This window comes from Peribacillus sp. NPDC055009, assembly GCF_053608705.1.
In genome coordinates this window covers 590,219-611,918 of the sequence record NZ_JBSGVZ010000001.1, presented here as the reverse complement: position 1 = coordinate 611,918, position 21,700 = coordinate 590,219, and the positions used below count along the sequence as shown (strand labels likewise).

Annotated in this window: 19 protein-coding genes and 1 other annotated feature; of the genes, 2 read left to right on the top strand and 17 right to left on the bottom strand. The window is 42.8% G+C overall.

Annotated elements, in window-relative coordinates:
• Window positions 1–14: 14 nt before the first annotated feature.
• The 12 genes from uvrC to zapA form a co-directional block, all read right to left on the bottom strand.
• Window positions 15–1,787: an excinuclease ABC subunit UvrC gene (gene uvrC, locus ACWF5P_RS03035; RefSeq protein WP_230176777.1), complete on the bottom strand. Its 1,773-nt coding sequence runs from the start codon at window positions 1,785–1,787 to the stop codon at window positions 15–17.
• Between the two features lie 103 nt (window positions 1,788–1,890).
• Window positions 1,891–2,205: a thioredoxin gene (gene trxA / locus ACWF5P_RS03030; protein WP_101222840.1), complete on the bottom strand. Its 315-nt coding sequence runs from the start codon at window positions 2,203–2,205 to the stop codon at window positions 1,891–1,893.
• A gap of 186 nt (window positions 2,206–2,391) precedes the next feature.
• Window positions 2,392–3,369, bottom strand: coding sequence for an electron transfer flavoprotein subunit alpha/FixB family protein (locus tag ACWF5P_RS03025; RefSeq protein ID WP_098370029.1), 978 nt, complete (start codon window positions 3,367–3,369; stop codon window positions 2,392–2,394).
• 71 nt (window positions 3,370–3,440) lie between these two features.
• Window positions 3,441–4,214, bottom strand: coding sequence for an electron transfer flavoprotein subunit beta/FixA family protein (locus tag ACWF5P_RS03020; protein ID WP_452444579.1), 774 nt, complete (start codon window positions 4,212–4,214; stop codon window positions 3,441–3,443).
• 125 nt (window positions 4,215–4,339) lie between these two features.
• On the bottom strand, window positions 4,340–5,113 hold the full coding sequence (locus tag ACWF5P_RS03015; RefSeq protein WP_427571797.1) for an enoyl-CoA hydratase: 774 nt from the start codon (window positions 5,111–5,113) through the stop codon (window positions 4,340–4,342).
• 125 nt (window positions 5,114–5,238) lie between these two features.
• Entirely contained in the window at window positions 5,239–5,826 is a 588-nt protein-coding gene (locus tag ACWF5P_RS03010; RefSeq protein WP_101222845.1) for a TetR/AcrR family transcriptional regulator, read from the bottom strand.
• A 200-nt stretch (window positions 5,827–6,026) separates the two neighbouring features.
• The gene (locus ACWF5P_RS03005; protein WP_427571795.1) at window positions 6,027–7,724 is read right to left on the bottom strand and encodes a long-chain-fatty-acid--CoA ligase; all 1,698 of its coding nucleotides are present in this window, start codon (window positions 7,722–7,724) and stop codon (window positions 6,027–6,029) included.
• A gap of 524 nt (window positions 7,725–8,248) precedes the next feature.
• Complete coding sequence (locus tag ACWF5P_RS03000; protein WP_034309012.1) at window positions 8,249–8,656, bottom strand: DUF350 domain-containing protein; 408 nt, start codon at window positions 8,654–8,656, stop codon at window positions 8,249–8,251.
• Window positions 8,657–8,721: 65 nt separating this feature from the next.
• Entirely contained in the window at window positions 8,722–11,076 is a 2,355-nt protein-coding gene (locus ACWF5P_RS02995; RefSeq protein ID WP_434167516.1) for an endonuclease MutS2, read from the bottom strand.
• Window positions 11,077–11,111: 35 nt separating this feature from the next.
• The gene (polX, locus tag ACWF5P_RS02990) at window positions 11,112–12,830 is read right to left on the bottom strand and encodes a DNA polymerase/3'-5' exonuclease PolX (protein ID WP_452444578.1); all 1,719 of its coding nucleotides are present in this window, start codon (window positions 12,828–12,830) and stop codon (window positions 11,112–11,114) included.
• 198 nt (window positions 12,831–13,028) lie between these two features.
• Complete coding sequence (locus ACWF5P_RS02985) at window positions 13,029–13,574, bottom strand: CvpA family protein (RefSeq protein ID WP_101222851.1); 546 nt, start codon at window positions 13,572–13,574, stop codon at window positions 13,029–13,031.
• 4 nt (window positions 13,575–13,578) lie between these two features.
• Window positions 13,579–13,839 (bottom strand): cell division protein ZapA, encoded by a 261-nt coding sequence (gene zapA / locus ACWF5P_RS02980; protein ID WP_048678967.1) that lies wholly within the window; start codon window positions 13,837–13,839, stop codon window positions 13,579–13,581.
• Between the two features lie 173 nt (window positions 13,840–14,012).
• Between zapA and rnhC the strand changes: the two genes are divergently transcribed.
• A complete protein-coding gene (gene rnhC / locus ACWF5P_RS02975) occupies window positions 14,013–14,972 on the top strand; it encodes a ribonuclease HIII (RefSeq protein WP_452444577.1) in 960 nt (319 codons plus the stop codon).
• 154 nt (window positions 14,973–15,126) lie between these two features.
• Here the strand turns inward: rnhC and pheT are convergent, their stop codons facing one another.
• The 3 genes from pheT to ACWF5P_RS02960 all read right to left on the bottom strand — a co-directional run bounded on the left by pheT (window position 15,127) and on the right by ACWF5P_RS02960 (window position 19,714).
• Window positions 15,127–17,541 (bottom strand): phenylalanine--tRNA ligase subunit beta, encoded by a 2,415-nt coding sequence (pheT, locus tag ACWF5P_RS02970; RefSeq protein ID WP_452444576.1) that lies wholly within the window; start codon window positions 17,539–17,541, stop codon window positions 15,127–15,129.
• Window positions 17,542–17,570: 29 nt separating this feature from the next.
• A complete protein-coding gene (pheS, locus tag ACWF5P_RS02965) occupies window positions 17,571–18,611 on the bottom strand; it encodes a phenylalanine--tRNA ligase subunit alpha (protein WP_098370018.1) in 1,041 nt (346 codons plus the stop codon).
• A 58-nt stretch (window positions 18,612–18,669) separates the two neighbouring features.
• Window positions 18,670–18,912: a binding site (T-box leader), on the bottom strand.
• Window positions 18,913–18,955: 43 nt separating this feature from the next.
• Window positions 18,956–19,714 (bottom strand): TrmH family RNA methyltransferase, encoded by a 759-nt coding sequence (locus ACWF5P_RS02960; protein WP_101222854.1) that lies wholly within the window; start codon window positions 19,712–19,714, stop codon window positions 18,956–18,958.
• Between the two features lie 122 nt (window positions 19,715–19,836).
• On the opposite strand from ACWF5P_RS02960, the gene sspI reads away from it, so the two are divergent.
• On the top strand, window positions 19,837–20,046 hold the full coding sequence (gene sspI / locus ACWF5P_RS02955; RefSeq protein ID WP_057911488.1) for a small acid-soluble spore protein SspI: 210 nt from the start codon (window positions 19,837–19,839) through the stop codon (window positions 20,044–20,046).
• 16 nt (window positions 20,047–20,062) lie between these two features.
• Here sspI and ACWF5P_RS02950 read toward each other — a convergent pair whose 3' ends face one another.
• Both ACWF5P_RS02950 and ACWF5P_RS02945 read right to left on the bottom strand, forming a co-directional pair.
• Window positions 20,063–20,446: a general stress protein gene (locus ACWF5P_RS02950; protein ID WP_101222856.1), complete on the bottom strand. Its 384-nt coding sequence runs from the start codon at window positions 20,444–20,446 to the stop codon at window positions 20,063–20,065.
• 393 nt (window positions 20,447–20,839) lie between these two features.
• Window positions 20,840–21,652: a general stress protein gene (locus tag ACWF5P_RS02945; RefSeq protein WP_452444575.1), complete on the bottom strand. Its 813-nt coding sequence runs from the start codon at window positions 21,650–21,652 to the stop codon at window positions 20,840–20,842.
• Between the last annotated feature and the right edge of the window lie 48 nt (window positions 21,653–21,700).

Here is a 21,700-nt window from a genome sequence, read left to right as displayed (position 1 = left end):
TATCGGTAGCAAGATTATTCTTGTAATTTTCTAACGATTCCCTCTGCTACCCCTTTTGGCATGCCAGCTTCCATGATTTCCTCGGCGGTTGCCTCTTTGATTTTCTTCAATGATCCAAAATGCCTTAATAATTGCTTCCTTCGCTTTTCCCCGACTCCTGGAATATCATCAAGCTGGGAGTGAACTGCATTTTTCCCGCGTAGCTGGCGATGGAATGTAATCGCGAACCGATGGACTTCATCCTGAATTCTTTGCAATAGGTAAAATTCCTGGCTCCGTGAATCAAGAGGTACGATTTCAAGCGGATTTCCGATCATCAATTGCGAGGTCCTATGCTTTTCATCCTTAATGAGGCCTGAAAGTGGAATATCAAGGCCCAATTCATTTTCCAGAATATCCCGAACGGCTTCCACATGTCCCTTTCCGCCATCAATGATGATCAAGTCCGGAAGCGGCAGCCCTTCTTTCAATACCCGTGAATACCTTCTTCTGACCACTTCACGCATCGATTCATAATCATCAGGCCCTTGGACCGTCTTGATCTTATATTTGCGGTACTCCCTTTTTTCCGGCTTTCCATCAATGAACACGACTAAAGCGGAAACTGGGTCACTTCCCTGGATGTTGGAGTTATCGAAAGCTTCAATTCGATGCGGGGTGTAGATACCCAGTTGCTTCCCGAGGTTTTCCACCGCATTGATCGTTCTTTCTTCATCCCTTTCAATCAAAGAGAATTTTTCCTGAAGCGCGATGGAGGCATTTTTATTCGCCAATTTAAGCATGTCTTTTTTCGCTCCCCGTTTCGGGTGAATCGTTTTGACACCAAGCAGCCCTTCGGCCATTTCGGCATCCACTGATTCAGGCAGCAAGATTTCCTTTGGTTTAAAGTGGTTCGTAATCTCGTAAAACTGACCGAGGAATGTAAGAAGTTCCTGTTCGGGTTCATCGTAGACCGGAAAAAGTGAAACATCCCTTTCTATTAATTTACCCTGCCGGACAAAAAATACCTGAACGCACATCCAGCCTTTATCATAAGCAAAACCAAATACATCCCTGTCGATGAAATCTGTCGTCATCATTTTCTGCTTCTCCATCGTAATATCGATATGGGCAATTTTGTCACGGAACTCCTTGGCCCTCTCGAAATCGAGATCTTCCGATGCCTCCAGCATTTTTTCAGTCAGTTCTTTTTTTATTTCAGTATGCCCGCCGTTCAAGAACCTGTTGATATCATCCACCATTTTTTTATATTCCTGTTCCTCTACATCATATACACATGGGGCCAGGCACTGGCCAAGGTGATAGTAGAGACAAACGCGATCAGGTAAAGTATTGCATTTTCTTAGGGGATAGATGCGGTCGAGCAATTTTTTCGTTTCGTTAGCTGCAAATGCATTCGGATAAGGACCGAAATATTTACCTTTGTCTTTTTTGACTTTTCGCGTAATGATTAGACGTGGGTGGCGTTCCGCAGTCAGCTTTATGAAGGGATACGTCTTATCATCCTTCAGCATGACATTATATTTTGGGTCATGTTTTTTGATTAAGTTCAACTCTAAAATAAGAGCCTCGATATTGGAAGAGGTGACAATATATTCGAAATCCTCAATTTCATTCACGAGCCGGAATGTTTTTCCGTCATGAGATCCCGTGAAATAAGAACGGACACGATTTTTCAACACTTTCGCTTTGCCTACATAGATGATCGTTCCCTGACGATCTTTCATTAAATAACAACCAGGTTGATCGGGAAGAAGGGCAAGTTTATTCTTTATTTGTTGATTCATGCATTCAGCCTCCTGTTCTCCCTTTTTTACAATTATTATATATCAAGATAGCGAAAAAAGCTTCAAGTCCGCAGACTTGAAGCTTTTTTTAGCTAACCTACTATTACGCGTGTTTTGAAATAAGTTCAGCAAGTGCTTCTTTAGGTTGGAAACCAACAACCTTATCAACCACTTCACCGTCTTTAAGCACGATTAATGTCGGGATGCTCATCACACCAAATTTTCCAGCTGTTTCTTGGTTTTCATCCACATCCACTTTTACGATTTTTGCTGTATCGCCAATTTCAGTATCAAGCTCTTGAAGAACAGGAGCGATCATTTTACAAGGTCCGCACCATGGAGCCCAAAAATCTACAAGAACGACACCTTCGCTAGTATCTGTTGTGAACGTTTGGTCAGTTGCATTTATAATTGCCATATATATTTCCTCCTCAAATTTACTCAAATAACTAAAAACAGTATATCATTGTTGCTCGAATCGATGCTAATATTTTGCTTCAGTGGTAGGATGTCCAAAAAAAGAGTAAATATGCAGGCCAAATAAAGGGGCAAGACATGTATCGGCTTATGCCAAATGTCTTGCCCCTCATCTGTATTATTTCTATTACGCGTTAACTTTAAGTTTTTTGAATTCTTCCGTTAGTAACGGAACGACTTCGAAAAGGTCTCCGACAATTCCATAATCCGCCACATTGAATATGTTAGCTTCCGGGTCTTTATTGATCGCAACGATAACCTTGGAGTTGGACATCCCAGCTAAATGCTGGATCGCACCGGAAATTCCGCAGGCGATATAAAGGTCAGGTGTTACGACTTTACCCGTTTGCCCGATTTGCAGAGAGTAATCGCAATAATCCGCATCACATGCTCCGCGGGAAGCTCCTACCGCTCCGCCAAGAACTTGTGCCAGTTCCTTTAATGGTTCAAAACCATCTTCACTTTTCACGCCGCGGCCACCAGCGATGATTACTTTCGCTTCTGAAAGGTCGACCCCTTCACTGGCTTTTCTTACAACATCTTTAATGATTGTACGTAGATCCTTGATATCCACACTTAATGTAGAAACATCACCAGAGCGGGACTCATCTTTCGCTAATGGTTCGATATTGTTCGGACGGATTGTCGCGAATATCACGCCATCTGTTACAATTTTCTTTTCAAATGCCTTACCGGAATAGATCGGACGGGTGAAAACGATATTTCCGCCTTCTTCTTCAATGGATGTAACGTCGGAGATCAATCCTGATTCAAGCTTTCCAGCCAATTTTGGTGCAAGGTCTTTTCCTAGGGCCGTATGTCCAAAGAATATTCCTTCTGGTTTTTCCTGTTCGATGACGGCAAGCAAGCTTTGCGCATAACCATCTGAAGTATATTGTTTCAATTGATCATTTTCGACTGCAACAACCCGGTCTGCCCCATACTGGATCAATTCATTTCCGAAATTTTGAACACTGTCACCAACCAAGACACCTACTATTTCCCCGCCATCTGCAGCAAGTTTAGCCGCACCGATAGCTTCAAATGATACATTTCTCAGTGAACCGTCACGAACTTCGCCCAATACAAGAAACTTTCTAGCCATTTATAAAAACCTCCTGTGCACTATTTTATCTTTTTGTCGTGTGTTGTTATTTTGAAAAAGTACCGTTTCGATTAAATCACTTTTGCTTCGCTTCGTAATAATTGAACAAGTACGCTTACTTGATCACCGATTTCGCCGTTTAATACTTTTCCAGCTTCTTTTTTAGCAGGAAGGTAAATTTCAATCGTTTTTGTTTTTGCCTCAACATCTTCTTCTTCCAAATCCAGGTCATCCAATTCCAATTCTTCAAGCGGTTTTTTCTTCGCTTTCATGATTCCCGGCAATGATGGATAACGTGGTTCGTTTAGCCCTTGCTGAGCCGTTACCAACAACGGAAGGGATGCTTCGATCGTTTCAGAGTCCCCTTCGACATCACGGATAACGCTTACATTTCCATTTTCGATGTCCAGCTTAGTAATGGTAGTAATATAAGGAATTTCTAAAATTTCGGCCACGCGTGGTCCCACTTGACCAGAACCGCCATCAATTGCAACGTTCCCTGCAATGATTAAATCGGCATTTTTATCTTTTAAGTATTCGCCTATAATTTTGGCAGTCGTGAATTGGTCGCCATTTTCAATATCGTCTTCTATATTTATCAATACGGCTTTGTCAGCACCCATTGCCAGCGCCGTACGTAATTGCTTTTCAGCCTCTTCGGTTCCGACGGAAATAACCGTTACTTCGCCGCCTTGTGCATCACGCACCTGGATTGCTTCTTCAACTGCATACTCATCGTATGGATTAATGATGAATTCTGCTCCATCCTCATTAATTTTCCCGTTGGATAGAGTAATTTTTTCTTCTGTATCAAATGTTCTTTTCAGCAGTACATAAATGTTCACGATAATACCTCCCGAATGATTTGAGTTTTGAAGATTATGAATTTTATTGATATATAGTATTGTATTCTACAGATTTCATCAAAATCCTGCATGATATATAAAAATAGTTATTTATACTCGAATCATCATTTCCCTGTGAATACAGCTTCCCTTTTTTCAATGAAAGCGCCGATTCCTTCTTGTGCATCAGCAGTATCGAAAGCTTGGCCAAAGAGGGCTGCTTCCCTTTCCACACCTTTATGGTAGGCATCATGCTTGGAATAATTTAATAACTCTATGGCCGACTTTAAAGCAAGCGGGCTTTTCTTGGCAATTTTATTGGCTAGTTCTTTAGCTTTCGGAATCAATTCTTCATCCGTGAAGGCATGATTCGCCAATCCGCATTGTACAGCTTGGGTACCTGAAATCGGTTCACTTGTAAACAGCATTTCAGCTGCCTTTGCCATGCCCACATAACGAGGAAGACGTTGGGTCCCAGCAAATCCAGGGATTAAGCCCAACTGCAGCTCAGGCAAACCCAGTTTAGCCCTTTCGGTTACCAAACGGATGTGACAGGCCATGGCCAGCTCCAATCCTCCGCCAAGGGCCGCTCCATGGATGGCTGCAATGACCGGTTTTGGGAAAGATTCGATTTTCTCAAAAACAGATTGCCCGTTCTTGGTCAGCTTCTCGAAAGCTTTCCCGTCTTTCACTTCCGTAAACTCCTTAATGTCTGCTCCTGCAGAGAAGAATCTTCCTTCACCATGAAGAAGGACAACCCGTACGGCGTCATCATTCTCAATTTGGTCGAAGGCCTGTGACAGCTCTCCGATGATAGCCGAAGAAAGTGCATTTGCAGGTGCATGATCAATCGTTATAAAAGCCACATGATTTTCGACTGAAAGCTTAAGATATTCCATTTCAATCCCTCCAGGCATACTAGTCAAACTTTTTCGAAAATTAAATATGTATCACTTCCCGATAAAGCTGGAAGCAGAATTAACCGATTCTTTCGAGGATGGCTCGCCATCCTCTATTTAAATCGTTAACTTTTCAGGCCACAGCCGCCAATCAGAAGGCGGTGAACATCAGGTGCAAGGTCTGGGAGCGAATACTTTTGCTCGTTCATGACCCAGGTCGTCACTGTTTCGTCAATCGTTCCAAAAATCATCTGCCTGGCAAGTAAATTATTTAAATCAGGCAGGAATTCGCCGTTTTCTTTTCCTTCTATAATGATTTGATCGATTAAATTTAAATACCCTCTTAACACATCATTAATTCTTAGGCGCAATTCTTTATTCGACTGTCTTAATTCCAACTGAGTGACAATTGCTAAATTCACGTCTTCTGAAAGGTTTTTAAAATGTTTTTGGATGAGCACATGCAGTTTATCCGAAGCAGTGGTCTTTCCTTTTAGCTCTTCTTCGATCTGTTCCACAAAATAGCCCATCTTTTCATGGAATAATGATATTAGGATATCTTCTTTATTTTTAAAATAAAGATATATGGTGCCATCCGCTACCCCTGCCTGCTTGGCGATTTTGGATACTTGGGCTTGATAGTAACCGTTTTGGGCAATGACGATAACGGCCGCATCAATAATTTGATTATACTTAGGTCTGTTGCTTTTCACTGGATGTCCCCTTTCAGAAAATGAATGAACCATCATTCATATTTCTATCATAAAATGATGACCCTTTACTGTCAAGCAAAACTTCTAAGGGGCCTGACATTCCACTTCTGTTCATTGTACAGTCCCCATCCATAGGTTGTCCAGCCGTTTTGCAAAACACGGAGCTCTCTTCCGCTGCTCCGTTAAAAGGGGGTGCATGTTTAAGCTTCTTTTCTTTCCTCGGATATTTTTTTCTTTTCCTCCTCGATTAGGACCCTTCTCAGGATTTTTCCTATCGTCGTTTTTGGAAGTTCATTCCTGAATTCATAGCTGCGCGGCACCTTATAGGAAGCCAGGTTCTTTCTGGCAAATTCATTCAATTCCTCTTCTGTGACCCTCGCATTTTTTTTCAGTACGACATAGGCCTTGACGGTTTCCCCGCGATATGGGTCAGGGATACCTGCCACAACCACTTCCTGTATGGCCTCATGCTCGTATAGCACCTCTTCCACCTCACGTGGATATATATTGAAACCGCCTGCAATGATTGTATCCTTTTTCCTCTCGACTACATAAAAGAACCCCTGCTCATCCATGTAACCCAGATCGCCAGTAAGCAGCCAGCCATTTTTAAAGGTTTTTTCCGTTTCATCCGGACGATTCCAATATCCTTGCATCACCTGTGGTCCTTTTATTGCAATCTCTCCAATTTCATTCGGAGGAAGCTCTTCAAAGTTTTCCAGGGACAGAATCACCGAGTCGGTATCTGGCCAAGGCAGTCCAACGCTTCCTTTTACACGCGGCTGATCCCAAATGAAATTAGCATGTGTCACCGGTGAGGTTTCTGAAAGCCCATAGCCTTCAACAAGCTTTCCGCCAGTAATTTTCTCAAACTGCTCCTGGACCTCTAAGGGCAATGATGCAGAACCGCTTATACAGGCATTGATGGAAGAAAGGTCATATTTGGCGATATCCGGATGGTTCAAGAGGCCAATATACATCGTGGGTGCTCCTGGAAACATGGTCGGTTTCTGTTTTTGAATGGTTTTAAGCGTCGCTTCGACATCAAATTTTGGCATGATGATCATGGTGTTCCCTTCCATGACGGATAAAACCAAAACAGTAGTCATACCGTATACATGGAAGAAAGGCAGAATCGCAAGGATCCTTTCCTCACCACGCTTATTTTTATAAAGCCATGCATTGCACATTTTCGTATTTGCCAGCATGTTCTTATGGGTAAGCATGACCCCTTTGGGAAAGCCTGTTGTCCCACCTGTATATTGCAAAAGCGCAAGGTCATTATCCACATCGATTGGCACTGTGACTTCTTCAGTGATCTTTCGTTTCATGATTTCGGAAAATAAATGATGATTCCCTTCATGCTCCACATTGATGACAATGCCGTATTGCTTTTTTTGGATAAAAGGATAGATAAGATTTTTCGGGAATGGTAAATATTCCTTGATAGCGGTTACAATTATATGTTCTATATCCGTTCTTGATGCCACTGCTGTGACACGGGGAAATAAAATATCCATCGCTAAAATTATTTTCGCTCCGGAATCTTTCATTTGATATTCTAATTCACGTTCCGTATAGGTTGGATTCGTTTGAACCACGACTCCGCCGGCCATCAAAATCCCAAAAAAGCTTATGACACCCTGAGGGCAGTTTGGAAGCATGACGGCAACGCGTTCACCTTTTTGAAGACCGATACTTTTTAAATAGGCTGCAAACTTTAAAGCCGATTCATGCACTTCCCGGAAAGTTAATTCTTTTCCCTGGAAATGAATCGATACTTTATCAGGGAATTCTTCAGCTGATTCCTTCAAAAAAGAATAAAGAGGTTTATCTTCGTACGACAAAACAGCGGGTATCTGTTCCGGATAAATAGCTTGCCATGGCTTATTGCTCATTTGCCCCCTCCTTCTGAATATTCTCAATACTCTTAATCATTATAATACAATCGGGATTTTCTTACAATTGCCGAATTTCAGAGTATAAAGACCTTATGATGAGAAGCAGACCAGTATATATCCTATGCCAACCACAGGGAACGAAATACATTAAAAGAGAGAAAAAAAAGGAGTGGATCCACTCCTTACAGACTGTAGACAAATTAGGGTAGAACCAGTTTACCTTCAATTCTAGTGAAGGTTTCATCTCATATAAGTTTGCATGCACGGTAAAGCATTAAGCGATAATGCTTCAATCTTTTGTATCAATTTGGAGTGAGCCATATTTCTCTTCCTTTGCCGTAAAGTCTATTTGACCAATGTTATTTCTAACTTTTGTAAGAGTTCAAATAAAAGAAGCGGCACAATGGCCGCTTCAATTGAAGAATGTCATATAAATGATTCCAAACAGAAAAAAGATACCGCAACAAACAATTAATACTTTTGCAAGTTTCTCCACAGCTTACTCCCTCTCATGAAGGGCATTAAGAAATTCCGGCGCCGATGACAAAAGATAATGCGATTGATATGATCATCGATAGGAATCCAACTGCCCGATTATCTTTTTGTATTTCTTCATCTATTTTAAATCCAGGAGTCATAAATTCAAAAATGAAATACCCGATTAACAGCAGGACAAATCCGTATACGCCCCAGCCAATCATGGTAAGAAGCGAATTCTGATGGAGAATGGACTGTTGGAATACATAGGCGATCCCAAATATTTTACCACCTGTTGCCAATGCGACAGAAAGGTTTCCCTGTTTGATTTCCTCCCAGTTCTTGTACTTTGTGACAAGTTCAAAAATGGCTAAAAAAACAATCATGCACAAAATAACGACACTGTAACGAGCAGCTATATATACATATTCATTTTCCCACATGTTCTCCATGGTCCAACTCCCGAATGGTAACTAGCCACCCGGCTTGGCTAAATAGCCGGAGTGACCGCTTTCCTTTATTTAAATTCCACCACCGTAACACCTGTTCCGCCTTCACCGGCTTCCCCGAAGCGAATCCTTTTGACAGAGCGGTGATTTTTCAAGTATTCCTGGACTCCGGACCGAAGAGCGCCCGTTCCTTTACCATGAATGATGGAAACACTCGAATAACCGGCCAAAAGAGCATCATCAATGTACTTTTCCACTCTTGAAATTGCATTTTCAAAGCGTTCTCCACGGAGGTCAAGTTCCACGCTAACATGATAATCGCGGCCTTTGATTGTGGTAAGCGGCTTTGTTTCTTTTACTTTTGTGCTCTTGATGAATTCCAGGTCAGACTCCTTCACCTTCATCTTCATGATGCCGATCTGAACCTGCCATTCATTATTTGAGACCTTCTCAATCAAGTGACCTTTTTGACCAAAGCTTACTACCTTAACTTCATCTCCAGGTTTCAAGCTTTTATCCAGCGGCTTAGCAGCTTTATTTGACGTTTTTTTCACTTTAGGCGCTGCTTCTTCAAGCCGCTTTTTGGCATCGATCAGTTCATGCTCTTTAACATCGGCATGCTTTTCCAGTCGCAGTTTACGTAAATCGGCAATGATCGCTTCCGCTTCCTTTTGTGCATTTTCAACGATTGCTGCTGCCTGTTTTGCTGCCTTTTCGACCATCGCATCCCGTTCTTCATGGTACTCATCAATTTGCCTTTGAAGGTCTTTATGAAGAATTTCCGCCTCTTTCAGGTGATTCTTGGCTTCCAGCTCCTCTTCTTCAGCCTTCTTGCGGCTGTCCTCAAGTGATGCTATCATATTTTCAACTTTATTCGTGTCCTCACCAATATGACTGCGGGCGCTGCTTATCACGCTTTCTTCCAAACCAAGACGCTTGGAAATTTCAAAAGCATTACTCCGCCCTGGTACACCGATCAAAAGTTTGTAGGTGGGACTCAAGGTTTCCACATTAAATTCGACGCTTGCATTAATGACGCCTTCCCGATCATATCCATACGCTTTTAATTCCGGGTAATGTGTCGTTGCAATTACACGTGCTCCGCGCTTATACACTTCATCCAAAATGGAAATGGCCAAAGCGGCACCTTCCTGTGGATCTGTTCCCGCTCCAAGCTCATCGAATAAAACAAGGCTGTCATAATCGACATGCTTAAGGATATCGACAATGTTGACCATATGCGAAGAGAATGTACTTAAGCTTTGTTCAATCGACTGTTCATCGCCAATATCGGCATAAACAGAAGAAAACACAGCCGTTTCGGAACCATCCAGCGCAGGGATTTGCAGACCCGACTGGGCCATTAACGTACAGAGGCCTATCGTTTTCAGGGTAACCGTCTTCCCTCCTGTATTCGGACCGGTGATGACGATTGTCGTAAATTCATCACCAAGAAAAATATCATTGGCTACGACAACATCACTCGGAATGAGCGGATGTTTCGCTTTGAATAATTTCACGCGTCCCTCATTATTCAGAATCGGCTTGGATCCTTTTATCGCTTTTGCATATTTTGCCTTGGCAACAAGGAAATCTATTTGTGCAAGCACTTTGACATTATGAAGCAATTCAGGGGTGAACGCACCGACTTTTTCCGATAGTTCAATCAATATCCGTTCTATTTCCTGCGTTTCCTTCACACGGGTTTCCTGCAGGACATTATTCAGTTGAACAATTGCTTGTGGTTCAATGAACAACGTCTGCCCTGATGATGATTGATCATGAATGATTCCGCCATATACACTGCGGTATTCCTGTTTTACCGGGATGACGAATCGATCATTCCGGATGGTGATGATGGCATCGGATAACATTGTTGATGCATTTGAAGAACGGATCATACTTTCCAGTTTTTCCCTGACGCGACTTTCGTTCGTCCGAATTTGGTTTCTTAGGGTACGAAGCTTGTCGCTGGCAGAATCCATCACTTCGCCATGTTCGCTTACTGCAAACGTAATTTCCTGTTGCAAATCAATCAACGGATGAAGGGAATCGATATATTCAGATAATAGCGGAACATCAATTTCCTGCTCTGCGAGTTCTTCGAAAAAACGGCTGAGGATCCTGCCGGCACGAATCGTACTCGCAAGTTCCATCAGTTCCATCGGTGAGAGCATTCCGCCAATCTGTGCCCTTTTTGCATGTGGACGGATATCGAAAATCCCTCCCAATGGCAAGTTACCTTTCAACCGGACGATTTTGGCTGACTCATCTGTTTCTTCCTGCCATCTCGACACTTCTTCAAAATCCGTGGAAGGCATTAATTGCTCTGCCTTCTCTTTTCCTATGGATGAGGATGCGTGTGAGATTAATTGTTCTTTTATTTTATGAAATTCCAATGTCTTTAAAGCTTTTTTATGCATGGAGTTAAAGCTCCTCCTTATTTATGGGCAAATAGTTAATCATTTCTCTTTAAAAACGCCAATAATCCATCCGTATCCCTTGCATTAAGAACCGTTGATTCTTTAATCCAGCCCTTTTTGGCTGACGAGACCCCAACAGGCATATGTTCAAGCATGTCGATGCTGTGGGCATCCGTATTGATTATGATAGGAACCCCCGCTTCTTGCGCCTTGCGCAGATGGGGAGGTGCCAAATCCAATCGGTTCGGATTCGCATTCAATTCCAAGGCGGTATTCGTTTCACGAGCCAGTTCGATCAGCATCTCTATATCCACATCATATCCGGCGCGTCTGCCAATGATCCTTCCCGTTGGATGGGCGATGATATCTACATGCGGATTATTCAGAGCCGTTTTTAAGCGCTCCATGATCGTTTCCCTCGGCTGTGAAAAGCTTGAGTGAATCGATGCGATCACCAAATCCATCTCTGCAAGCAGCTCATCGTCATAATCAAGTGTCCCATCAGGAAGTATATCCATTTCAATCCCTGAAAGAACGGTAAAGTCAGCGTATTTTTCATTAAGTTCATGGATGATTCGTTTTTGTTCTCGTAAACGTTCCGCGGTCAAGCCGTTCGCCACTTTCAGATATTGCGAATGATCGGTGATGGCCATATATCGATACCCTTTTGCACGGCATGCTTCAATCATTTCTTCAATCGTATGAGCCCCATCACTCCATGTGGTATGCATATGCAGATCACCTTTAATGGCCTCTATAGATATGAGAGGTTCATTAGCATCATAATGCTCGACTTCCGTTCCATCTTCACGTATTTCTGGCGGAATGAAAGGAAGGCCAAAATGGTTATAAAATTGTTCTTCCGTTTCAAACGTCAATACATCACCGGTTTCAGTCACTTCCACCCCATATTCGCTGATTTTCTCTCCGCGATCTTTAGCAAGCTGGCGCATCCGCACATTGTGATCCTTCGAACCTGTAAAATGATGGAGTGTCGTGATGAATTCCTTATCCTTAACGATTCGGAAATCAACAGAAATATCATATTCATAATCAAGCACGACCGATACTTTTGTATCACCGGCCGCAATTACCTGCTTTATCCCTTTTATTGCTAGCAGTTGATTTTTAACCTCTTCGGGTTGATCTGTCGAAATGATGAAATCTAGGTCCTTGATCGTTTCCCTCATGCGCCGGATGCTGCCGGCCCTGGAAGAACGGATGATGTATTCCATGTTAGCAAGGGCCGTTTCAATATCAGCCGCAATCGGCCTCATGAAGGCAAGGGGGAGTCGATCGGGCCTTGAACCCGCCTCGGCAATTGCAGACAGGATCTTCTCTTCCGTTTTTTTGCCGAAACCGGCAAGCGCCGCGACCCTGCCTTCTTCACAGGCGATTTTAAGATCATTCACATCTTTGACATGCAGCTCTTTATGAAGCTTGGCAATTTTCTTCCCGCCCAAACCTTGAAGCTGCAAGAGCGGAATCAATCCTTTTGGCACCTGCTCCTGAAGCTCTTCAAGTACAGTCGATTTCCCCTCATTTATATACTCTTCGATGACGGATGCCGTTCCTTTCCCGATTCCATTTAAAGCGGTAAAATCTTCGATCTCCGACAGGCTCCGGTCATCCGTTTCCAAGGCGCCTGCTGCCTTTCGGAAAGCTGAAACCTTGAACGGGTTCTCTCCTTTTAATTCCATATATATTGCAATTTTTTCTAATAATTTAATGATATCTTTTTTATTAATTGTCATTTAATTCACCGCCGGAAAAATTAGTAGGGTCTCCCATGTTCACTTTCTTAAAGATACCTTTCTTGGAGGTAAAGTACAAGCAGTCCGATTCTTAACTTAGGGGGAATTACATGCTGCTACATAAAAAGGGGCCTCCCCCGTTCAAAGTATAGGAATCCAGGACTTTGAGAAAGGGAGGCAGGCCCACTTATACTGACATTAAGATTGTTTTAGATCATGAAACCAAAGTTCCTTCACCTGCTCGGATAGGAACGGCGTATGTTTCACGATCGATTCTGCCAGAAACGAGCCCGTTAATGGTTTCTGGATTGAATCCATTGGCAGCATGGCAGCTATATATAATATAATAAACATGATAAGATAGACTTCGAGAAAGCCCAATATCCCTCCACCCCAGCGATTCAGCTGCTTTAATATCGGAAGATGGGTAATGAAGTTGAGCATGGATCCTATCATTTGCCAAAGAATCTTGGCAGCAAAGAAAATGATTGCAAAGGCAATTGCATTGTAATACGCCGTATCAAGCCCGACTGTATCGAAAAACATATTAAGGGTCGAGGAATCTCCCATCGTTGGAAAAGGAATCCACAATTTCAAATTGGGAGCAAGATCTCCGTAAAATACATAGGCGACGATGAAGGCTACTATGAACCCTGTCATATGAACCGTTTGTAAAATGAAGCCACGCTTTAAACCGATTAATAAACCGATTAAAAGAATGGCCAGAATTGCTAAATCAAGCATGTACTCAGTCCTTCTCTCTCTTTAATTCCAGTTGAAGCTGGTCTAATTCATCTTTTAATTTAATATATTCGTGGATGGTATTCACGGCCGTTAGCACCGCTAGCTTACTTGTATCCAAGTATGGATTTTTCATCCTGATCTCTCTCATTTTTTCGTCAACCATCGAAGCGACCAGGCGCATATGACTTGCGCTTTCTGTACCGACGATTGTATATGGTTGTCCGTATATATCAACTGTTGTTTTATTTCGTTTATCGTCTGACAAAATGATGCCCCCAATCTAAACAATCCTAATTCTATCATATCACGAAGTTTTTCGTCATGAAAGAGAGTACATCGTCATTTCTCGCATAAAAATTTCAATAATTTGTCAAACGAAAACGAATTTTAGGAAGAGGATTACCTAATAAACAAAATGAAGTTAGGAGCTTACCCATTATGTCCCATGTTGTTTTACTTATCAGCCCTGAACAAATAAAGGCTATGAAGTCCCACTATTCTTCATCCTTGGCCGCCAAGCAGCCGCCCGGGAGCATCTTTTCCGCCAAACCGCCGTTATGTACGGTGACCGCCTATAAATCTGGAAAGGTGCTTTTTCAGGGTAAAAATGCCGAGCTAGAAGCAGTAAAATGGCAAAATGGCACCACTGCTGCTGCTCCAAAGAAAAAAACGACATCCTCTGCATCAGTCAATGTCCATCGATATTCGCCGCCTGCAAATATCGGAACCATGTCTGTGATTGGATCCGATGAGGTCGGAACAGGAGACTATTTCGGCCCGATCACCGTCGTAGCCGTATATGCAAAAAAGGAACAACTAGCCCTATTAAAGGAGCTTGGTGTCCAGGATTCCAAAAATCTCAAAGATCCACAGATCATCGAAATCGCCAAACAGATTAAGGATGTAGTGCCATTCAGCCTGCTCACATGCGACAACCCGAAATATAATGCGCTCCAGGCAAAGGGAATGTCACAAGGAAAAATGAAGGCACTCCTCCATAACCAAGCAATCAAGAATCTCATGCAAAAAATCCACCCGGAACAAGCGGAAGCGGTCCTTATTGATCAATTCGCCCAACCAGAGGTATTTTTCAATTACCTTAAAGGGCAAGAACTATTTCAAGCCAACGCCACCTATCTATGCACAAAAGCGGAAGGCATACACCTTGGAGTAGCAGCCGCATCCATCCTGGCCCGATATGCATTCGTGAAACGCTTTGACTTGCTGAGTGAAAAGGCCGGATTCAAAATCCCTAAAGGAGCCGGATTTGCAGTCGATGAAGCGGCCGCAAGATTGATTCATGAAAAAGGAATCGATTCATTAAACGAATTCACGAAAACCCACTTCGCCAATACAGAAAAAGCGAAGCGACTATATCAACAGAAATATCATAAATAGAAGAAAGCGGCTGATCTTTTGGAAAAGCCGCCTTTTTCTCATGAGTTCGCGCTTTTTACTGTGAGTTTGCGCCATTTACTCGTGAATTCTCGCAATTTACTCGTAAAATCCTAAAAGACAGCTCCCCAAGATTCAGGGAGCTGTCTTTTTGGTTTTATCCTCTTAGCTCTGCGCCAGCTTTTTCTTTAACGGCTTCAAGCACTTTATCATGTGCTTTTGTAATGTCCTCGTCCGTTAGAGTACGTTCCGGGTCGAAGTATTTCAGTGAGTAGGCAATGGATTTCTTGCCTTCCTCCATTCTTTCACCTTCGTATAAGTCGAAGATACTTACTTCTTTCAGCAATTTGCCACCGGCTTCTTCAATAATTCCCTGAATGTCCCCGGCTTTCGTAGCTTGATCCACAACGAGCGCGATATCGCGTGTGGTTGATGGGTAGCGCGGAATGGTTTGGTAAGCAATCGGCGCTACTTCGGCTTCTGCCAATGCTTTTAAGGAAAGTTCGAAAATGTATGTTTCTTTAATATCCAAGTCTTTTTGGACAGTTGGGTGCACTTGGCCGATAAAGCCAATCACTTCACCATTCAATAGTACTTCCGCTGTCCGTCCTGGATGCATGTCGTTGATTTCCGCTTGGCGGTAACTGATTTGATCAGCTATTCCAAGTGTGTCGAATAATGCTTCGATCACGCCTTTGGCTACAAAGAAATCCACTGGTTTCTTTTCACCTTGCCATAGATGTGACTCCCATAGGCCTGTGATTGCTCCAGCAATATGTTCTTTTTCTTCAGGCAGCTCTTGTTCGTCACGCTTAAAGAATACTGAACCGATTTCATACAGTGCCAGTGAATCAATTTGGCGGGCATTGTTATATTTCACGACTTCCAGCAATTGAGGCACGATGCTTAAACGCAGCTGGCTCCGTTCTTCACTCATTGGCATTGCTAATCGTATGGATTCTCTTGCTTCCAATGCAAATTGGGACGCTTTTTCCTGGCTTGTCAGTGAATAGGTCACCGCTTGATAAAGGCCTGCGCCTTCAAGTGTACGGCGTGCCTTCCGCCGTTTAATTTGATAGTCAGTCAATTGGCCTGGGGTAGCAGAGCCGATTGGAAGTGTAGCGGGAATGTTATCATATCCATATAAACGTGCAGCCTCTTCGACTAAATCAGCTTCAATCGTAATATCACCACGGCGCGTTGGGACTGTGATTGTGAATGTTTCATTGTCAAGTTCAACGCCGAATTGCAGACGTTTGAAGATTGATTCCACAACTGATACGGTCATGCTTGTGCCAAGAAGTGTGTTGATTTTTTCAAGAGTGATGCTAATGACTGCAGGTTCCATTGTCAATTCGTCAACTTCTGCTGCTCCTTGTAAGACTGTTCCGCCTGCATATTGCGCAATCAATTGTGCAGCACGTTCTCCAGCTTCACGTACACGTGCTGGGTCGACGCCTTTTTCAAAGCGGGCACTGGCTTCACTGCGTAATCCATGGTCCTTCGATGCTTTACGAACTACTGTACCTGCAAAATATGCACTTTCAATAATGATGTTCGTCGTATCATTTTTAACTTCGGAATCAGCTCCGCCCATCACACCAGCTATCGCAACAGGCTCGCTGCCATTTGTGATCACTAAATGGTCAGGTGTCAAAGTGCGTTCAGTTTCATCCAATGTTACGATTTTTTCAGCATCCTTCGCTCTGCGGATGACGATCTCCTTTGAACCAAAGCGGTCATAATCAAAGGCATGGAGCGGTTGGCCATATTCAAGTAAAATGTAGTTCGTGATATCCACGACATTATTATGAGGTCGGATACCTGCAGACATCAACCTAGTCTGCATCCAAAGCGGTGAAGGGCCGACCTTTACATCCTTGATGATTTTAGCCATGTATATCGGGTTATCTTCTTTCGCTTCCACTTTGACACTGATATAATCAGTTGCTTTTTCAGCTGCCTCTTCTTTCTCGACAACCGGCCATTTCACTTCCCGGCCTAGAATGGCTCCCACTTCGTATGCAACACCAAGCATGCTCAAAGCGTCGGAACGGTTTGGAGTCAGCCCAAGTTCCAGCACTTCATCACTTAAACCAAGTTCCTCCAATGCATCTTTCCCTACTTCCACATCATTAGGGAAGACGAAGATACCTGTAGCATAATCCTTGGAAACGAGCTTGGATTCGAAGCCCAATTCCTGAAGCGAGCATATCATCCCGTGCGATTCCTCTCCGCGAAGTTTCGCTTTCTTGATTTTGAAGTTACCTGGAAGGACCGCGCCAACAGTAGCGACTGCGACTTTTTGGCCTTTATCGACATTCGGTGCTCCACAGATGATCTGAACGGGATTTTCAGCCCCTATATCAACTTGGCATTTATTCAATTTATCCGCATTTGGATGCTGTTCACGTTCTAGGACATGCCCGATGACGACCCCTTTTAGCCCTTCACTTTTCTTTTCTACCCCTTCAACCTCAATGCCGCTTTTCGTGATTTTGTCAGCTAGCTCCGTCGCATTGATGCCTGAAAGGTCAACATAATCTTGTAACCATTTATATGACACAAACATGGTAGGTCCTCCTTTTTAAAATAAAAAATTTATGCTTCGTGATGGTTGAATTGTTTTAAGAATCGAACATCATTCGTATAGAAATGACGGATATCGTCCACGCCGTACTTCAACATGGCAATCCGTTCCACACCGATTCCAAATGCGAATCCAGAGTATTTCTTGGAATCGAAGCCAGCCATTTCAAGGACGTTCGGATGAACGATTCCACCGCCAAGCACTTCGATCCAGCCTGTTTGTTTACAAACGCTGCAGCCTTTACCGCCGCAGATTTTACAAGAAATATCGACTTCGACGGAAGGCTCGGTAAATGGGAAGAAACTAGGACGAAGACGGATTTCACGGTCTTGCCCGAATACTTTTTTCGCAAATACGTCTAGTGTTCCTTTCAGATCGCTCATGCTGATGTTCTCATCGATGACCAAGCCCTCAATTTGCTGGAATTGATGGGAGTGTGTCGCATCATCGTTATCACGGCGGTATACTTTTCCTGGGCAAATGATTTTAACAGGACCTTGACCTTTATGTTTTTCCATCGTTCTTGCTTGAACAGGTGACGTATGCGTACGCATCAGGATTTCATCCGTGATGTAGAAGGAATCCTGCATATCACGTGCCGGATGGCTTTTTGGCAAGTTAAGTGCCTCGAAGTTGTAATAGTCGCTTTCAACTTCAGGGCCTTCCGCGACCGTATAACCCATACCGATGAATAAGTCTTCGATTTCTTCCACGACACGTGTTAAAGGATGAAGGTTCCCCTTGTTTACCGGACGTCCTGGAAGTGTGACGTCAATCGTTTCAGTTGCTAGCTTTGCATTGACTGCCGCAGTTTCAAGTGCTTTTTGTTTCTCCTCGATCTTTGTTGCGATCGCTTCCCGTACATCATTGGCAAGTGCCCCGATTTTCGGGCGTTCTTCGGCAGATAATTTACCCATGCCGCGCAATACCTCAGTGATTGGCCCTTTTTTCCCTAAATAAGCAACACGGACTTCATTCAGTTCTTTTAATTCGGAAGCGGCGGCAACTTTTTGCAACGCTTCTTCCTGCAGTTCTAGTAAACGTTCCTGCATCATGTCTTCCTCCTTTATTTTCCTTTTGTAAAAATGAACACAAAAAAACCCCGATCCCTAAAGGGACGAGGTTTATGTATCGCGGTACCACCCTTATTAGTGCACAAAACAAAAAAACTTCTGCACTCACTTCATTAAAAATAACGGCTCTTCACCGGAACATTTTTCAGACATCCTGTCTTCCCAATGCCAACTCGAAAGGTGAATTCACTTAAGCAGTGCCATAAAAATGCTTTCAGTCAAGGCATTTTCTCCCTGGATATGGTTAACTAAAGCTACTAGTCTTTGTCATCGTCGTTTCATTATAAAATTCTGTTTTATTATATTATAATTCTTCGGCCGTTTCAAATCGATTTTCGTAAATGGTACATTAAAATCCCGGCAGCGATACCCACATTCAATGATTCGCTTTTTCCGTAGATGGGAATATAAAGGTTTTTAGTCGTTTTCACCAATAATTCCTTTGATACCCCTTGGCCTTCATTACCGACCAGGAGGGCAAATCGGGAAGACTTTTCCACTTCCTCAAATGGCGATGCGCCTTCTAATGCCGTGCCATAAACCGGTGTGCCGCCTTGCTTCAGCTCATCGATGATTTCGGAAAGGTTCCCTTTAATGACAGGCATATGAAAGAGGCTTCCTTGCGTCGAACGGACCACTTTGGGATTATACAAGTCGGCACACCCTTCGCCAAGTATGACCGCATCGATTCCAGCAGCATCCGCTGTCCTGATCATCGTTCCAATATTACCCGGATCTTGAACGGCATCGATCAACAATAGCTTATCCGGATTGATGGACGCCATGCTCGTTGATTTCTGTTCACAAACCGCGGCAATTCCCTGCGGGGCTTCGGTATCGCATATCGCCTTCATAATATCATTTTTCACATAAATGAGTTCTGTGCCTTCCACCTTAAAATGGGCAGGCATTTCAGTTTCTTCATTTATGATCACTTCCAAGACGATTTCTTCTTTTAAGGCTTCTTCAACTAAGTGAAAACCCTCAATTAAATATTTACCTGTTTTATCGCGTTCTTTTTTGGTCAAAAGTTTTTTCCAATGCTTAACTTGCGGGTTTTTTACGGATTCGATATATTTCAAGGGTAAACGCTCCTTTAACTTCACACTGATTTTCCTATTATAACGCAATTCGCATACATATTGCATGCGAGTTTGTGAAATGCTATTAATGTCAGTCATTATGTGTTAGAGGAGGAATAATTATGAATTTAAACTTACGTAATGCGATCATCCAAAATGTATCTGGAAATTCGCAAGAGCAGCTGGAAGACACGATTGTCGATGCCATACAAAATGGCGAGGAAAAAATGCTTCCTGGATTGGGAGTATTATTCGAGGTCATCTGGCAAAATTCATCCGAGCAGGAAAAACAGGAAATGATCACTGCCCTCGAAGCAGGATTAAAAAAATAACAGCCTTAGCAGGCTGTTATTTTTTTGATTTCGCTTCGCCAGCCTTAAGTTTTTCGATGGAGACTTCTTCATCAAGCAGCAAGATGAGTTTTTTTGAGCTCACTTCTTCAAGCATCGCTTTTGTCTCAGCAAAAGAGTAGCCATATTTCGTGAAAAAGCTGCGTAAATCTCCAGATCCTTCATCTGTGAAGTAATGGAAAATTTTCAAGAAAAGAGTGTCCTCCTTATCCTGATTGGCAATGATCAGTATATCCGTATGTTCATTTCCAAGCTGCACGTGATTTTTTATATCAGCTGCCACTGTCATTTGGGTGCCAGATATGCCTTTAGCTTTTAAGTCTTGAATTGCAGCAAGTATTTCCGGATTAGAGTCAAAAACACCATATACGTTTTTTTCCATGTTTCTCCCTCTCCTTGTTACTCTACTAAAAATAAAATTCCTTAGTCATTATACCTTGTGGCTTTAACATTAAACAAGCAAATAGTATAGCGGAAATTCGCAACTAATGAACGGGAAAACCCTTTGCCTAAAGGATTTTTAAAAAACAGCCTGTAGACAAACTAGATGAAGAATCGAGTTTGCCTGCAATTTCTTTATGGCTTGTACAACTTGGACGTTGATTTCCATTCCAGGCACCCGCTCGCTCCAATCAACTATATCAAACCGGAGGATATAAGATGTTGCTTTGGGTCAGATTTTTCGGGAACATAATTTGATGAAAGATATATTTTCCGAAACCCTCTTTATCCACAAACTGAAGAACAGCCTTGTGCAGGCTGTTCTTTTTGCGTATTACAGATTGTCGGTATTGATTCTATTTTTGATGTATTCTTCTTGCAAGCCTTCCTCTTGCTGTCCGCTCGCATTCGGGCTCAGAGTCTGATCCAGTGATCCTTGGGCATCGAGGGCTTTGTCAGTATCGGCAGAAAACTGGTCTGCATGAGGGTCGCTTGCCAGTGTTCCTTCATGATTACCTGGTTTTTGCTTCTTGAATTTTTCCGTGGAGTTCCCCCAGATTTCCCTTTCTTGAGCTCGCTTCGTACCCAGTTCTTCATTTTCAAAGATGTTAGCTGAATTCCCGTGAAGCTCTTCATTTCTTCCTGGCTGTGCTTCCACTTCTCCTGATTGATAGGCATTCGCTGTTGTTTCAGGAAAAAGGTTAGGGTCCGGATTGTTCACCACTCCTGTTTTAAGCGGATTCTCTGCAGGTTCGTCCGTATCCTCGATGTGGTTGGAAGAGATGTTCTCTCGTGCTGATACGGTTTTCGATTCATCTAAAAGAATCAGGAATTTTCCAGCCTCCACTTCATTTATATAAGCAGTGGCTTCACTATCGGCAAGCCCTAACTCACCTAGTCGGTTCCTTATATCTTCAGAACCCTCGTTCAGGAAAAAATGTTTCATCTTATCAATGAAGGAATCCTCATTTAAGTTAGTAACGACTTCGACATCCGGATCACGCTTTTCATTGACGAAATCCAAATCTTCTTTCCTATCAGCCATTACCGTTATTTCTCCTTCATGGACCCCCTTTCCCTTGAGGGATTGTATAGCCTGGATTAGTTCTCTTTCCGTATTAAAAACACCATATAATGTTTTTCCCATGCTTCTTCCTCCTCCTATTATTCCGATATTTCTTCTTATGTGTATTTA